14 protein-coding genes and 1 pseudogene are annotated in these 13616 nt (G+C 61.2%); all 15 read left to right on the forward strand.

Going from position 1 to position 13616, the window contains the following annotated elements; all coding sequences use genetic code 11:
* The first annotated feature begins 40 nt into the window (after positions 1-40).
* Complete coding sequence (locus ABYA88_RS12805; protein WP_373187759.1) at positions 41-136, forward strand: hypothetical protein; 96 nt, start codon at positions 41-43, stop codon at positions 134-136.
* A complete protein-coding gene (gene fliT / locus ABYA88_RS12810; RefSeq protein ID WP_373187742.1) occupies positions 117-443 on the forward strand; it encodes a flagellar protein FliT in 327 nt (108 codons plus the stop codon). Before ABYA88_RS12805 ends, fliT begins: the two co-directional genes overlap by 20 nt.
* 168 nt (positions 444-611) lie before the next feature.
* A complete protein-coding gene (locus ABYA88_RS12815; protein WP_373187743.1) occupies positions 612-2078 on the forward strand; it encodes a sigma-54 dependent transcriptional regulator in 1467 nt (488 codons plus the stop codon).
* A 112-nt stretch (positions 2079-2190) separates the two neighbouring features.
* Complete coding sequence (locus tag ABYA88_RS12820) at positions 2191-3438, forward strand: PAS domain-containing sensor histidine kinase (protein ID WP_373187744.1); 1248 nt, start codon at positions 2191-2193, stop codon at positions 3436-3438.
* A complete protein-coding gene (locus ABYA88_RS12825) occupies positions 3435-4904 on the forward strand; it encodes a sigma-54-dependent transcriptional regulator (RefSeq protein WP_373187745.1) in 1470 nt (489 codons plus the stop codon). The genes ABYA88_RS12820 and ABYA88_RS12825 overlap by 4 nt, the downstream gene beginning before the upstream one ends.
* Positions 4905-4975: 71 nt before the next feature.
* Positions 4976-5308: a flagellar hook-basal body complex protein FliE gene (gene fliE / locus ABYA88_RS12830; protein ID WP_373187746.1), complete on the forward strand. Its 333-nt coding sequence runs from the start codon at positions 4976-4978 to the stop codon at positions 5306-5308.
* A gap of 27 nt (positions 5309-5335) precedes the next feature.
* Positions 5336-7069 carry a flagellar basal-body MS-ring/collar protein FliF gene (gene fliF / locus ABYA88_RS12835; protein ID WP_373187748.1) on the forward strand — a complete coding sequence of 578 codons (1734 nt, stop codon included), beginning with the start codon at positions 5336-5338 and terminating at the stop codon, positions 7067-7069.
* Entirely contained in the window at positions 7062-8084 is a 1023-nt protein-coding gene (gene fliG / locus ABYA88_RS12840) for a flagellar motor switch protein FliG (RefSeq protein WP_373187749.1), read from the forward strand. The genes fliF and fliG overlap by 8 nt, the downstream gene beginning before the upstream one ends.
* Before the next feature lie 25 nt (positions 8085-8109).
* A complete protein-coding gene (gene fliH / locus ABYA88_RS12845; RefSeq protein ID WP_373187750.1) occupies positions 8110-8946 on the forward strand; it encodes a flagellar assembly protein FliH in 837 nt (278 codons plus the stop codon).
* The gene (gene fliI, locus ABYA88_RS12850; protein WP_373187752.1) at positions 8933-10285 is read left to right on the forward strand and encodes a flagellar protein export ATPase FliI; all 1353 of its coding nucleotides are present in this window, start codon (positions 8933-8935) and stop codon (positions 10283-10285) included. The genes fliH and fliI overlap by 14 nt, the downstream gene beginning before the upstream one ends.
* Positions 10278-10727 (forward strand): flagellar export protein FliJ, encoded by a 450-nt coding sequence (gene fliJ / locus ABYA88_RS12855; protein ID WP_373187753.1) that lies wholly within the window; start codon positions 10278-10280, stop codon positions 10725-10727. The genes fliI and fliJ overlap by 8 nt, the downstream gene beginning before the upstream one ends.
* Before the next feature lie 64 nt (positions 10728-10791).
* Positions 10792-11097: an STAS domain-containing protein gene (locus ABYA88_RS12860; protein WP_373187755.1), complete on the forward strand. Its 306-nt coding sequence runs from the start codon at positions 10792-10794 to the stop codon at positions 11095-11097.
* Positions 11098-11139: 42 nt separating this feature from the next.
* Positions 11140-12855 carry a SpoIIE family protein phosphatase gene (locus ABYA88_RS12865; RefSeq protein ID WP_373187756.1) on the forward strand — a complete coding sequence of 572 codons (1716 nt, stop codon included), beginning with the start codon at positions 11140-11142 and terminating at the stop codon, positions 12853-12855.
* A 37-nt stretch (positions 12856-12892) separates the two neighbouring features.
* A complete protein-coding gene (locus ABYA88_RS12870) occupies positions 12893-13231 on the forward strand; it encodes an Hpt domain-containing protein (RefSeq protein WP_373187757.1) in 339 nt (112 codons plus the stop codon).
* A gap of 80 nt (positions 13232-13311) precedes the next feature.
* Positions 13312-13616, forward strand: a pseudogene (locus ABYA88_RS12875) (hypothetical protein); the annotation flags it as partial.

Consider the following 13616-nt stretch of genomic DNA (forward strand, 5'->3'; position numbering starts at 1 on the left):
TCTGGATAGCCTTTATGCTTACATGCTGCAGCGTCTGAGCATGGCCAACCTGAAGAATGATCCGGCCATGCTGGACGAGGTCGCGGCTCTGTTGCGCGATGTGAAGGAAGGCTGGGATGGCATTGGCCAACACTGAGGAAAAGATCATGACGGTTGCGGTCAAGCAGTTGGAAGATACCCATCAGGCGCTGGTCGAGGCGGTCCACGCAGGCGACTGGCAGCAGGTCAGCAGCCTGGACGGCGTTTGCCGTGAACTGGTGGCCCAGGCCATGGCGCAGGAAGATCGCGACGATCAGGCTCTGGCCGATGCGCTGGACAACCTGCTGACCACCTACCGCGAAGTGGTAGCGCTGTGTCAGGCGGTGCAGGGCAAGCTGGCTGAAGAGCTTCAGGACCTGCAGCGCAGCAAGCAGGGCGCCAAGGTCTATCAGATGTTTGGCTGAGCAAATCAGTGCATCTGAATACCTCTACATAAAAGTGCCATAAAACTGCGCCAACTATTTGACTCGCGAAGCAAATCTGACTACCTTTGAGCGACGTTTGTCAGTGTGGCACTACGCTATCAACTCGCGGTGCCGTTATTGCGTGTTTACAGGACACCCGCCTCGCCTATGTTGCCCAACAGCCATATTTTGCTGATCGATGATGCGCCCCAGGGTCGTCAGGACCTGAGTGTAATTCTCGCCTTTCTGGGTGAAGAGGTCATTCTGAGCACCTCTGCCAACTGGCAGTCGGATGTGGAACAACAGATAACCAGCCCCGGTACTTTCAAATGCGTCATTCTTGGCCACTGCGCCGAGCCGAATGGCGTGCAGGGTCTGATTGGCCAGCTGGATAAGTGGGATGAGAATCTCCCGGTTGTCCTGCAGTGCGCCGAACAGGCCTCCCACTGGCCGGAGCATTTGCGCCAGCGGCTGCTCGCAGTGCTGACGCCGCCGCTGGGCTACAACCAGCTGCTCGATGCGCTGCATCGCGCTCAGGTGTACCGCGAGGTCTTTGATGAGCGTAATCGTCAGCGCCAGCGCGAGCCCAACCTGTTCCGTAGCCTGGTAGGTACCAGCCGCAGCATTCAGTCCGTACGACAGATGATGCAGCAGGTGGCCGACACCGAAGCCACCGTGCTGATTCTAGGCGAGTCCGGAACCGGCAAGGAAGTGGTCGCGCGTAACCTGCACTACCATTCCAAGCGCAAGGATGAGCCGTTCGTGCCGGTCAACTGCGGCGCCATCCCGGCGGAGCTGCTGGAGAGCGAGCTGTTCGGGCACGAGAAGGGCGCCTTTACCGGGGCCATTACCAGCCGTGCCGGACGCTTCGAACTGGCCCAGGGCGGCACCCTGTTTCTCGACGAGATCGGTGACATGCCGTTGCCGATGCAGGTCAAACTGCTGCGCGTGCTGCAGGAAAGAACCTTCGAGCGCGTCGGCAGCAACAAGGTGCAGACCGCCGATGTGCGGGTGATTGCCGCGACCCACAAGAATCTCGAGACGATGATCGAGGAGGGTGGTTTCCGCGAGGATCTTTACTACCGTCTGCATGTGTTCCCGATCGAGATGCCGGCGATGCGCGAGCGGATCGAGGATTTGCCGCTGCTGCTGAACGAGCTGATCACGCGTCTGGAGAAGGAAAAGCGCGGGTCGATCCGTTTCAGCACCTCGGCGATCATGTCCCTGTGTCAGCACGACTGGCCGGGCAACGTGCGTGAGCTGGCCAACCTGGTCGAGCGTATGGCGATCATGCATCCCCATGGTGTAATCGGCGTGGGTGAGCTGCCGCGCAAGTTCCGCTACGTGGAAGACGACCAGGAAGACCTGCGCAAGTTGCGCGCCGATGAGGACGAGCGTGACGAAGCGTTCAGTGGGCTGGTCGGGTTGGACAGTCCTGCCTATCTGCCGCCCGAAGGCCTGGATCTCAAGGAATACCTGGGTGGGCTCGAGCAGACGCTGATCCAGCAGGCGCTGGATGAATGCAACGGCGTGGTGGCCCGGGCCGCGGAAAGGCTGCGTATCCGCCGGACAACGCTGGTCGAGAAGATGCGCAAGTACGGAATCAATCGCGGAGTCGAGCTGTCAGAAGACTGACGCGATATTGCTTGATCGATTGTAACTTATTGATTTAAATAGATCTGGCAATGATGGCACAGGCCTTGCTTTGTCACCCCTGACGAGACGTATTGTAATCAGGGGATGACCAATGGTTCTGACTGCCCAACACCTGCCCGCCACCGAAGTCGATCAACAGATCGACGGCCCGGGCGCCCGCCCGCAGCGAAGCGAAGCTCAGCTTGAGCGCGCCCATGCGCTGTTCCAGGAAATGTCGGACCGGCTGTCCTCTTCCCATACCCTTTTGCAGGCACAGGTTGCCTCGCTGCAGGGTCAGCTTGACCAGGCGCGCGTGCAGCGCGACCAGGAGCTGGCGGAAAAAGCCTGCCTCGCCTCCCGCCTGCAGAATCTGCTGGACCTGCTGCCGGGTGGCGTCGTGGTGCTCGATGGCAATGGCCGCGTACGCGAAGCCAATCCGGCCGCCCGGGAGCTGCTCGGCGAGCCACTGGAAGGGCAACTGTGGCGTGATCTGATTCGCGACCGTTTTGCTCCCCGGGATGACGATTATCACGAAGTATCTCTGCGCAGTGGCCGCCGGGTGTCCCTGGCGACCCGCTCGCTGAACGGTGAGCCGGGCCAGATCATCCTGGTCAACGATCAAACCGAAACCCGCCAGTTGCAGAGTCAGCTGGCCCGCCATGAGCGGCTCTCCGCCCTTGGCCGCATGGTTGCGTCGCTCGCCCACCAGATTCGTACGCCGCTTTCCACGGCGATGCTGTATGCCAGCCACCTGAATGACAACGCGCTGCCGCTGGAGCATCGCCAGCGTTTTGGCGAGCGCTTGACCAGCCGCCTGCAGACTATCGAGCATCAGGTGCGCGACATGCTGTTGTTCGCCAAGGGCGATCTGCCGATGACCGAGCGCCTGACCGTGAGCGAGCTGTTCGCAGCCCTGCGTCAGCAGGCCGAGCCGATGCTGGGTCAGGCCGGCGCCACCTGCCGCTGGGAGAACCGTTGCGATACCGATGCGCTGCTGCGTTGCAACAGCGACACGCTGATCGGCGCGGTGACCAATCTGATCGACAATGCCATTCAGGCCGGCGGCCATTATCCGCAGCTCAAGGTATGCGCGCGTCTGATTGAAGGGCAGCTCAGCCTGGCGGTGGTTGATACCGGCTGCGGTATGGACGCCGCCCAGCGCGCGCAGATAGGCGAGCCCTTCTTCACCACCCGCTCCCAGGGCACTGGCCTGGGTGTGTCGGTGGTTAAATCGGTGGCCGCGGCCCATGGCGGCGCGTTCTATCTGCGCAGCAAGGCTGGCTGGGGTACCTGCGCCGAATTGCTGCTGCCGTTGCAGCCCGCCGGTACTCAGGGTAACGGTCGGGAAGCTCGCCCATGAGCAAGCCACGTATTCTGCTGGTCGAAGACGATCGTGCTCTGCGCGAGGCGCTGGCCGACACGCTCACCCTGGGCGGCTACGATTACCTTGAGGCCGGAGACGGCGAGACTGCGCTGGCACTGCTGCAGCGCGAATCCGTCTGTATGGTGGTGAGCGATGTGAATATGCCGGGTATGGATGGTCATGGTCTATTGCGCGCGCTGCGCCAGCAGCATCCGCATTTGCCGGTACTGTTGATGACCGCCTATGGCACTGTACAGAACGCGGTCGGCGCGATGCGCGACGGCGCGGTGGATTATCTGGTCAAACCCTTCGAGCCGAAAGCGCTGCTCGACCTGCTGGGTCAGTATGCTCTGGGCCGCCTGCAGTCCGGCAAGCTGGAGGGGCCGGTAGCGGTGGAGCCGGCCAGTCAGCAACTATTGCAGCTGGCCAGTCGAGTTGCCGCAAGCGACTCAACCGTGCTGATTTCCGGCGAGTCCGGGACCGGCAAGGAAGTTCTGGCGCGTTATATCCACCAGGCTTCGTCCAGGGCGCAACAACCCTTCATTGCGATCAACTGCGCAGCGATCCCGGACAACATGCTCGAGGCCACGCTGTTCGGTCACGAGAAGGGCGCCTTTACCGGCGCTGTGGCGGCGCAGTCGGGCAAGTTCGAGCAGGCCAACGGCGGTACGCTGCTACTGGACGAAATTTCCGAGATGCCGCTGGCGCTGCAGGCCAAGCTGCTGCGTGTGCTGCAGGAGCGGGAGGTGGAGCGCGTGGGTGGCCGTAAGCTGGTCCAGCTGGATATCCGCGTGATTGCTACCACCAACCGCGATCTGCCGGCGGAAGTCACCGCCGGGCGATTCCGCGAGGATCTCTACTACCGCCTCGGTGTTTTTCCGTTGCAGTGGCAGCCGTTGCGCGCGCGGGTCGGTGATATCGTCCCGATCGCCCAGCGGCTGCTGGACAAGCATATCAGCAAGATGAACCAGCCAGTGGTGCGCTTCGCCGAGGATGCCTGCCAGGCGATGCAGCAGCACGGCTGGCCGGGCAACGTACGCGAGCTGGATAACGCCGTGCAGCGCGCGCTGATTCTGCAACACGGCGGCGTGATTCATGCCCAGGATCTGTGTCTGGCGGTACAGCCGGGTAGTCCGGTCACGCCGGCAGCAAGCGGCCTGATTGATCGCCCCGCGTTCACTGCGCCCACCGCCCCGGTTTTTTCTTCCGCCGAGCGTGACGGCAATCCGTCGCCGCAGGCGAACCCCGATATAGCCCCCGATTCTCCCTCTGCCAACAATCTGACGACCGACCTCGGCGTGGGTGTCAGGCAGCGCGAATACCAGCTGATCCTCGATGTGCTCCGGGCTGAACGCGGCCGTCGTAAAGAGGCTGCAGACAAACTGGGTATCAGCCCGCGTACCCTGCGCTACAAGCTGGCGCAGATGCGTGATGCCGGTCTGGATGTCGAGCTGCGCTTCTAGTTGGCATTGATCTTGCTCTATCAATCTTAAAGCTACAGTCGCCGTCAAAAAAATACGGTTTGGAGATTGGTATGACCCAGGGTGTCGAGTTCAATCGTTTGATGTTGCAGATGCGCTCCATGCAGATGGAAGCCATGGGCCGCCCGCAGGCGCCTGCGCCTGTGGAGCAGAACGTCAACGGCCCCGCTTTCGACGATCTGCTGAAAAATGCAGTGGACCGGGTCAACGAAATGCAGAAGACTACCTCCGAATTGCAGACCGGCTACGAACGTGGCGACCCCGGCATTGACCTCACCGAAGTGATGATTGCTTCGCAGAAATCCAGCGTTGCGTTCCAGGCTGCGTTGCAGGTGCGCAACAAGATGGTGTCTGCCTACGAAAGCATAATGAACATGCCCATCTGATTTGCCGTGATTGACCGAGGGTAGAAAATGGATTCCGCGAACACCGCAAACACACCGGCCACCCGGCCCCAGGCTCCCGCTGGCGGCGATCGCAAGCCGTTTCTGGGCATGAGCTTTCTGGACAATCTGTCGCAGCTGCCGATCCTGCGTCAATTCGGTCTGCTCGTTGGCCTGGCTGCCAGTGTGGCCATCGGTTTTGCGGTGGTGCTCTGGTCGCAGCAGCCGGACTATCAGATCCTCTACAACGACATGCAGCGTTTCGACTCGGCCCAAGTGACGGAAATTCTCCAGACCAGCCGTATCGACTACCGCATCGATCCCAATACCGGCGCACTGCTGGTTGCAAGTGAAGACCTCAGTGACGCGCGCATGCGGCTGGCCGGTGCCGGTGTGACGCCGCGCGACGATAATCTGGGTTTCGAGATTCTCGACCGTGAGCGCGGGCTCGGCACCAGTCAGTTCATGGAGGCGGCCACCTACCGCCGCGGCCTCGAGGGCGAAATCGCCCGCACCATCTCCAGCATGTACAACATCAAGTCGGCCCGCGTCCACATCGCGATGCCGCGCTCCACTGTGTTCGTGCGCGATGACCGCAAGCCCAGCGCTTCGGTAATGCTGGAAATGTATTCCGGTCGGGCGCTGGAGCCGTCCCAGGTCATGGCCATCGTCAATCTGGTGGCGACCAGTGTTCCCGAGCTGGGCAAGGGCGAGGTGACCGTTGTCGACCAGAGCGGCACTCTGCTGTCCGATCAGAGCGAGCTCAGCGAACTGACCGTGGCTGGACGCCAGTTTGATTACACCCGGCGTATGGAAGAAACCTATACACGTCGGGTCAACAGTATCCTGCAGCCTATTGTCGGCTCTGGTCGCTATCGGGCAGAGGTGTCCGCCGATGTGGATTTCAGCACTGTCGAGTCCACCGCTGAAATGTTCAGCCCCGAATCGGCTCTGCGTAGCGAGCAGGTAATGACCGAAGCACGCGGTGCCGGTCAGGAGGCGCGTGGTATTCCCGGCGCCCTGGTCAATCAGCCCCCGGGCGCGGCGCAGGTGCCCGAGGAACAGGCAGATCCGGCGGTTGAAGGCGCGCCCTTGCCGGCCGCGCCAGTAGATACTCGGGAACAGGCCACCCGCAACTTCGAGCTTGATCGCCAGATCAGCTACACCCGCCAGCAGCAGGGCCGCCTCGAGCGCCTGTCGGTTGCAGTAGTGGTCGACGATCCGGTCACGGTCAACCCGGAAACCGGTGAGACCACCCGCACGCCACTGACCGAAGCGGACCTTGCTCGCCTGACACGGCTGGTGCAGGATGCGGTAGGCTATGACGTCAGCCGTGGCGACAGCGTCAGCGTGATCAACAGTCCCTTCGTTGCCCAGGCCGAACTGGAGCCGTTGCCGGAAATCCCGTTCTGGTCCAAGCCCTGGTTCTGGGATGTGGCCAAGCAGATTCTCGGCGTGCTGTTCATCCTGATTCTGGTGTTCGGCGTGCTGCGTCCGGTACTGAAGAACCTGACCACGACGAGCCGAGCAACCGGCGCTGGCGGGTACCCGGCCGAGTATGGCGGTAGCGGCGGACTGGACGGTGATCTGCGCGATGATCAGGTCAGCCTGTCCGCTGTGGCCGGCGGCGCTGGCGCGGCGATGTTGCTGCCGTCACCGGGCGCGGATTATGAACAGCAGTTGAACGCGATCAAGGGATTGCTGGCTGAAGATACCGGCCGCGTGGCCCAGGTAGTCAAAGAGTGGATCAACGCCGATGAGTGAAGAAGCAGTCAAGCGCCCCTCCAAATTGTCAAAACTGGACAAGGCCGCGATCTTTCTGTTGAGCCTGGGTGAGTCCGACGCTGCCGCGATTCTCAAGCACATGGGGCCGAAGGAAGTGCAGCGGGTCGGCAGTGCGATGGCCGGTTTGCGCACGGTGAATCGCGAGCACGTGCACCAGGTCATGGGCGACTTCATCGAGACCGTCAGCGAGCAGACCGGGCTGGGTGTTGGCTCCGACAGGTATATTCGCACCATGCTTACCCAGGCGCTGGGCGAGGACAAGGCCAATGGTCTGGTCGACCGCATTCTGCTTGGCGGCAACACCTCCGGTCTGGACAGCCTGAAATGGATGGAGCCGCGGGCGGTGGCCGATGTGATCCGCTTCGAGCACCCGCAGATCCAGGCGATTGTCGTTGCTTATCTGGATCCTGACATGGCGGCCGAGGTGATCACCTATTTCGACCACAAGGTTCGCCTCGACGTGCTGCTGCGTGTGTCTGCGCTGAACACTGTGCAGCCTTCTGCGCTCAAAGAGCTCAACGAAATCCTCGAAAAGCAGTTCGCCGGCAACTCGACTACCACCCGGGCTAACATGGGCGGCGTGAAGCGCACTGCAGACATCATGAACTTCCTGGAATCGACCACCGAGTCGCAGTTGATCGAGGCGATTCGCGACATGGACGAGGACCTCTCCAGCAAGATCGAGGATCTGATGTTCGTATTCGACAACCTGGCGGACGTGGACGACCGCGGAATCCAGGCGTTGCTGCGGGAAATTTCCTCCGATGTGTTGATCATCGCTCTCAAGGGCGCCGACGAGGCAATCAAGGAAAAGATATTCAAGAACATGTCCAAGCGCGCTTCCGAACTGCTGCAGGACGACCTCGAGGCCAAGGGACCGGTGCGTATCAGCGAGGTCGAGGCAGCGCAAAAGGAAATCCTGACCATTGCCCGACGCATGGCCGACGCTGGCGAGATCGTGCTCGGCGGCAAGGGTGGCGAGGAAATGATCTGACATGCCGGTACTGGGAAGCCTGTAGATGAAAACCCCGAGCAGCACGGCGGCACGAACCGAAGACAGCGAGCTGCTGCGTGGCGGCGAACAGTCGGCCTTTGCCCGTTGGGACCTGCCCAGCTTTGACGCCGAACCGCATCAGGTGCCGCTGGATCGCGAGCAGCCGGAAGCGGACGCCGATGCCGCCCTGGATTCCGAGCTCGGCGCCGAGGAAGAACTGCAGGAAGAAGCGCCCAAGCCGTTTACGGTCGAGGAGCTGGAGCAGATTCGCGAGGAAGCCTACAACGAGGGTTTCGCCACCGGTGAGAAGGACGGTTTTCATTCCGGACAGCTCAAGGGCCAGCAGGAGGCGAAGGTAAAGGTTGACGCCCGCCTGGCCGAACTTGAAGCGCTGATGACGCAACTGATGGAACCGATGCAGGACCAGGATGACCAGATCGAGGACATGCTGCTCAAGCTGGTCGAGACCATGGTTCGCCAGGTGGTGCAGCGCGAACTGCAGACCGACTCCAGCCAGATCACCAGAGTACTCAGGGGCGCGATGAAAGCGCTGCCAATGGGCGCCGAGAATATTCGTATCTATCTCAATCCGGTCGACTTCGACGCCGCCAAGGCGCTGCGCGAGCGTCATGAGGAAAAATGGCGTCTGCTCGAGGATGACCAGTTGCTGCCGGGCGGCTGCCGCCTGGAAACCGAGCACAGTCAGCTCGATGCCACCATGGAAACCCGCCTGCAGCAGATAACCGAACAGTTGTTCGAGGAGCATCGCGAACAGCGTGCCCATCCTCCCGCAGCGGATATCAGTGTACAGCCCCAGGACAGCTCCCCAGGCGTTGAGGAGCAGGCCGATGAAAAGGCCTGAACGCATCAGCTTTGCCCGCCGTCTGGGCGCCTATGAAACCGCTCTGAAACTCCCCGACGAGCCGGTGGTCGAGGGTCGTCTGATCCGCATGGTCGGGCTGACGCTGGAGGCCGAAGGCTGCAAGGCGCCGGTCGGCAGCCGCTGTATGGTCATTAGCGAGACCCCTCAGGGGCACAGTCAGATCGAGGCTGAGGTAATGGGCTTTGCCGGCAGCAAGATCTACCTGATGCCGGTTGATACCTTGCAGGGCGTGCAGCCAGGTGCGCGGGTCGTACCTTCCAAGGGCGGTGGCAAGCTGCCGATGGGCACCGCGATGCTGGGTCGCGTGGTCGACGGTATCGGTCGGCCACTGGACGGCAAGGGCGATTTCCGTGCCGACGACTGGGTCGACCTCAACGGCCCTACCATTAACCCGCTGAAACGTCATCCGATTGAAGAGCCGCTGGATGTAGGTATTCGCTCGATCAATGCACTGCTTACCGTCGGCCGCGGCCAGCGTCTGGGTCTGTTCGCCGGTAGTGGTGTGGGCAAGAGTATGTTGCTAGGGATGATGACGCGTTTTACCGATGCCGATATCACCATCGTCGGTCTGGTCGGCGAGCGCGGCCGCGAGGTAAAGGAGTTCATCGAGCAGATCCTCGGCGAGAAGGGAATGGCGCGTTCGGTGGTGGTTGCCTCGCCGGCGGATGATGCTCCGCTGATGCGCCTGCGCGCGGCAATGTATTGCACCCGCATCGCCGAGTATTTCCGTGATCAGGGCAAGAACGTGCTGCTGCTGATGGATTCGCTTACCCGCTTTGCACAGGCCCAGCGCGAGATCGCGCTGGCGATCGGCGAGCCGCCGGCTACCAAAGGTTACCCGCCGTCGGTATTCGCCAAACTGCCCCAGCTGGTCGAGCGGGCCGGCAATGCCGAGCAGGGCGGTGGCTCGATTACCGCGTTCTACACGGTACTGTCGGAGGGCGACGATCAGCAGGATCCGATTGCCGATGCCTCGCGCGCGATTCTTGACGGCCACGTGGTGCTGTCGCGCCGTCTGGCCGAAGAAGGCCACTATCCGGCGATCGATATCGAGGCCTCAATCAGCCGGGCGATGCCACAGATCGTCAATGAAACGCAGATGCAGAGTGCCCAGCGCTTCAAACAGATATATGCCCGCTACCAGCAGAGTCGCGACCTTATCAGCGTTGGCGCCTATTCGGCCGGCTCCGATTCGCTGACCGACATGGCCATGGAAAAAATGCCTGAGATGCAGGCGTTCCTGCGTCAGGGTCTGCAGGTCAAGGTGAACCTGACCGACAGCCGCGCCTCGCTGGAACAGTTGATCAGCCATGAGTGAAAGCCGGATCAGGCGTCTGGCGCCGGTACTGGATATGGCTCTGGAGGAGGAACGCAAGGCGGCAGGCAGGCTGGGTGAGGCGCAGCAACAGCTCGATTCAGCCCAGGCGCGCCTGCAGGACCTGGAATATTATTGCAGCGAATATCAAAAGGGCTGGGTTCAGCGCGGTCAGCAGGGCGTCGGGCGCGACTGGTTGCTCAACTATCAGCGCTTTCTGGCACAGATGCAGACCGCCATCGAACAGCAGCAGCAGACCGTGAAATGGAACGGTCAGAGCCTGGAAAAGACCCGTGAACAGTGGCGACAGCGCTATCAACGTCTCGAAGGACTGCGTAAGCTGATAGAGCGCTATCGCGAAGAGGCCCGGCTCAAGGCCGACCGTCAGGAACAGAAACTGCTCGACGAACTTTCCCAGCGGGCCTTCGAACGCGGTCCCAAATAATCCCTGACAGTTCACCATCCCTGTGCTGTACTTACCCCTGTGCAGCTATCAATAAGGAAGACCCATGCCGATCAAGGCCACCCTCTCCCCAGACGGCCAGGAACTGACAATCAAGGTATCCGGGCGGTTCGATTTCAGCGCGCATCAGGATTTTCGCGAAGCCTACGAGCGCGGCGGATTAACACCGCAGCGGTTCGTCGTTGACCTCAATGATACTGACTACATCGACAGTTCCGCTCTGGGCATGCTGCTATTGCTCAGGGATCACGCTGGCGGCGATGCGGCTGACATACGCATCATTCATTGCAACGAGAACGTGCGCAAGGTTCTGAGCATTTCCAACTTCGAACAGCTGTTCAGTATCGAATAACCTATGCCGGGGACCCGAACGTCCGATAACCGATTCCCGGGAATGGTGACGGACCAGCAGGCAGCGCCGCTGAAAATCCTCATCGCTGATGACAACCCTACCGATCGGATGATCCTGGCTCGCCTGGTGTCGCGCCTTGGGCATGAGGTGATCAGCGCCGAGAACGGCCTGGAAGCTTTGGTGCAATTCAGCCTGCGGCAGCCAGATCTTGTGCTGCTCGATGCGCTGATGCCGGTAATGGACGGGTTCGAGGCGGCCCGGCGGATGAAGCTGCAGTCGGGCGAGAATCTGATACCAATCATCTTTCTGACCAGTCTTACCGAAACCGGCGCACTGGTTAAGTGCCTCGAAGCCGGCGGCGACGACTTCCTCACCAAGCCTTACAATCCAGTCATCCTGCAAGCCAAGATCCAGGCATTCAGCCGCATGCAGGAGATGCATCAGACGCTGCAGGAGCAGCGTGACCTGATCAGCAGCCAGCACGTGCGCCTGCTGCACGAGCAGCAACTGGCAAAAATCATCTACGACCGCGTGGCGCATGCCGGCAGCCTGGGCGCGGAAAATCTGCGTTACGTACAGACGGCGTTTGCGATGTTCAATGGTGACATACTGCTGGCCGCCTACAAACCCTCTGGCGGCATGCACATCTTGCTCGGGGACTTTACAGGCCACGGCCTTTCTGCGGCCATAGGTGCGATGCCCCTGGCGGAAATATTCTATTCGATGACCGCCCGTGGCTTCGGTTTGCGCGACATCCTGCTCGAGGCCAACAGCAAGCTCAGCCGTATTCTGCCGGTGGATATCTTCTGTTGCGCGGTGCTGATCGAGATCAACCCGGACAAGGGTCTGGTCGGAATCTGGAACGGTGGCCTGCCTGAGGTTCTGATGCTCGGGTGTGGCGGAGAGTTACTGCACCGTGTGCCGTCGACGCATTTGCCGCTTGGGGTGGCCACGGCCGAGCGATTCGATCCGACGCCGGTGATGCTGCCGATGAGCCGCGGCGAGCGGCTGCTATGCCTGACCGACGGGGTGATCGAAAGCCGTAACCGAGCCGGCGAGCAGTTTGGCGAGGAGCGGGTCGTCGATCTGATCGGCGAACATCAGAACCGCCCTGAGGTGATCTTCGATGGTTTGCTGCTGGCTCTGGAAGCCTTTCATGGCAGCCCCGAGGACGACATCAGCCTGCTGGAAGTGATCATGCAGCCATTGCAGGCGCCACCGGCAACCCTGCTGCACGAAGACGTCAGACAGCTGGACGGACAAGACTGGGAACTGGCCTATACCTTCCGCGCGGCATCAATTCGCGAGCACAATCCGCTGCCTTTCCTGCTCAAGGTACTGATGGAGGTGCCCGGGCTTCGCGCCCACGCGGGCAGGTTGTTCACTATCCTCAGCGAGCTGTACAGCAATGCGCTGGAGCATGGCCTGCTGCAACTGGATTCGTCGCTGAAGCTCGACTCCCACGGCTTCACCCGGTACTACCTGGAACGCAATCGGCGTCTGCGCCTGTTGCGAGATGGCTGGGTGCGGGTTGTGCTCGACCACCAGCCCGATGTCGACGGTGGTGTGCTGGCCATAGAGATCGAGGATAGCGGTGACGGTTTCGTTGAGCAGCACACGGGCCAGCGCCATGGGGGATATGCCGGCCGAGGTCTTGAGCTGGTGCGGGCGCTGTCGGACGATCTGCGTTTCAACGCCAGGGGTAATCAGGTCAAGGTAGTCTTTGCCTGGCGGCTTGGGCATACTGCCGGCAGCTGAATGAGCGGCTGATGGACACCCAGGAGACACGGACTGCATGCCGGATTTGCCCATGGATATAGACCCTTCTGTGCAGGATGCCCTGCGCGAGCTGATGCAGGATGACTACGCTCTGCTACTCGAGACTTTCAGCAAGGATGCGCGCGACCGCCTGGCCCGCTTGCGCCTCAGCCTGGAGGCCGGTGACTGGAATGAATTCCGCCAGACCGCGCATAGCTTCAAGGGCAGTTGCGGCAATATGGGCGCTACAGCCCTGCAGCAAGCCTGCGAAGATGCCGAGCAGGCCGGGATGGCCGAAGACGCGGAGGCCGCGCGGCGCAGCTACGAAAATATCCAGCAATCGTTTCTGCGTGTAGTCCCGCTGCTGGGAATCTGAGCGCTACGACGCCAAACTGGCGCGCCCTTTGCATTGACCTCTCCAGGATCCTTCCCCTTTCTTGCAGTGGAGAATGCGTAATGTCGGTCAGTCAGAATCTGCTGGCGTTTTTCAGTAGCGGATCACCCCAGGTCAAATCTTCGACGACGTCGGCCAGCACAGCTGAAAAGGGTGATACAGAGGGCGTTGCGAGCTTTGCCGAGATTCTTGGCGGGCAACAGGCGGAGGATGTGGAAGCACTCATGCAGCTGCTGGGCGAGAGCGAAGGCGAATCAGCCGAGCAGCTGCTGGGTCTGGCCGAGCTTGCCGCCGACGGCAAGAACTTGCCGGCAGGTATGCAGGAGTGGCTAGCCCAGCTGGATGAACTGCGCAGCGAAACACAAGA

It is taken from the genome of Halopseudomonas sp. (assembly GCF_041579695.1).
GTDB lineage: Bacteria > Pseudomonadota > Gammaproteobacteria > Pseudomonadales > Pseudomonadaceae > Halopseudomonas.

Bases quoted from the DNA above. Each gene is read 5' to 3' on its own strand.
- ABYA88_RS12865 (WP_373187756.1), top strand. From the start codon at position 11,140: ATGGTGACGGACCAGCAGGCAGCGCCGCTGAAAATCCTCATCGCTGAT.
- fliG (WP_373187749.1), top strand. From the start codon at position 7,062: ATGAGTGAAGAAGCAGTCAAGCGCCCCTCCAAATTGTCAAAACTGGAC.
- fliT (WP_373187742.1), top strand. From the start codon at position 117: ATGGCATTGGCCAACACTGAGGAAAAGATCATGACGGTTGCGGTCAAG.
- fliJ (WP_373187753.1), top strand. From the start codon at position 10,278: ATGAGTGAAAGCCGGATCAGGCGTCTGGCGCCGGTACTGGATATGGCT.
- fliI (WP_373187752.1), top strand. From the start codon at position 8,933: ATGAAAAGGCCTGAACGCATCAGCTTTGCCCGCCGTCTGGGCGCCTAT.
- ABYA88_RS12805 (WP_373187759.1), top strand. From the start codon at position 41: ATGGCCAACCTGAAGAATGATCCGGCCATGCTGGACGAGGTCGCGGCT.
- ABYA88_RS12820 (WP_373187744.1), top strand. From the start codon at position 2,191: ATGGTTCTGACTGCCCAACACCTGCCCGCCACCGAAGTCGATCAACAG.
- ABYA88_RS12825 (WP_373187745.1), top strand. From the start codon at position 3,435: ATGAGCAAGCCACGTATTCTGCTGGTCGAAGACGATCGTGCTCTGCGC.
- ABYA88_RS12815 (WP_373187743.1), top strand. From the start codon at position 612: ATGTTGCCCAACAGCCATATTTTGCTGATCGATGATGCGCCCCAGGGT.
- ABYA88_RS12860 (WP_373187755.1), top strand. From the start codon at position 10,792: ATGCCGATCAAGGCCACCCTCTCCCCAGACGGCCAGGAACTGACAATC.
- fliH (WP_373187750.1), top strand. From the start codon at position 8,110: ATGAAAACCCCGAGCAGCACGGCGGCACGAACCGAAGACAGCGAGCTG.
- fliE (WP_373187746.1), top strand. From the start codon at position 4,976: ATGACCCAGGGTGTCGAGTTCAATCGTTTGATGTTGCAGATGCGCTCC.
- fliF (WP_373187748.1), top strand. From the start codon at position 5,336: ATGGATTCCGCGAACACCGCAAACACACCGGCCACCCGGCCCCAGGCT.
- ABYA88_RS12870 (WP_373187757.1), top strand. From the start codon at position 12,893: ATGCCGGATTTGCCCATGGATATAGACCCTTCTGTGCAGGATGCCCTG.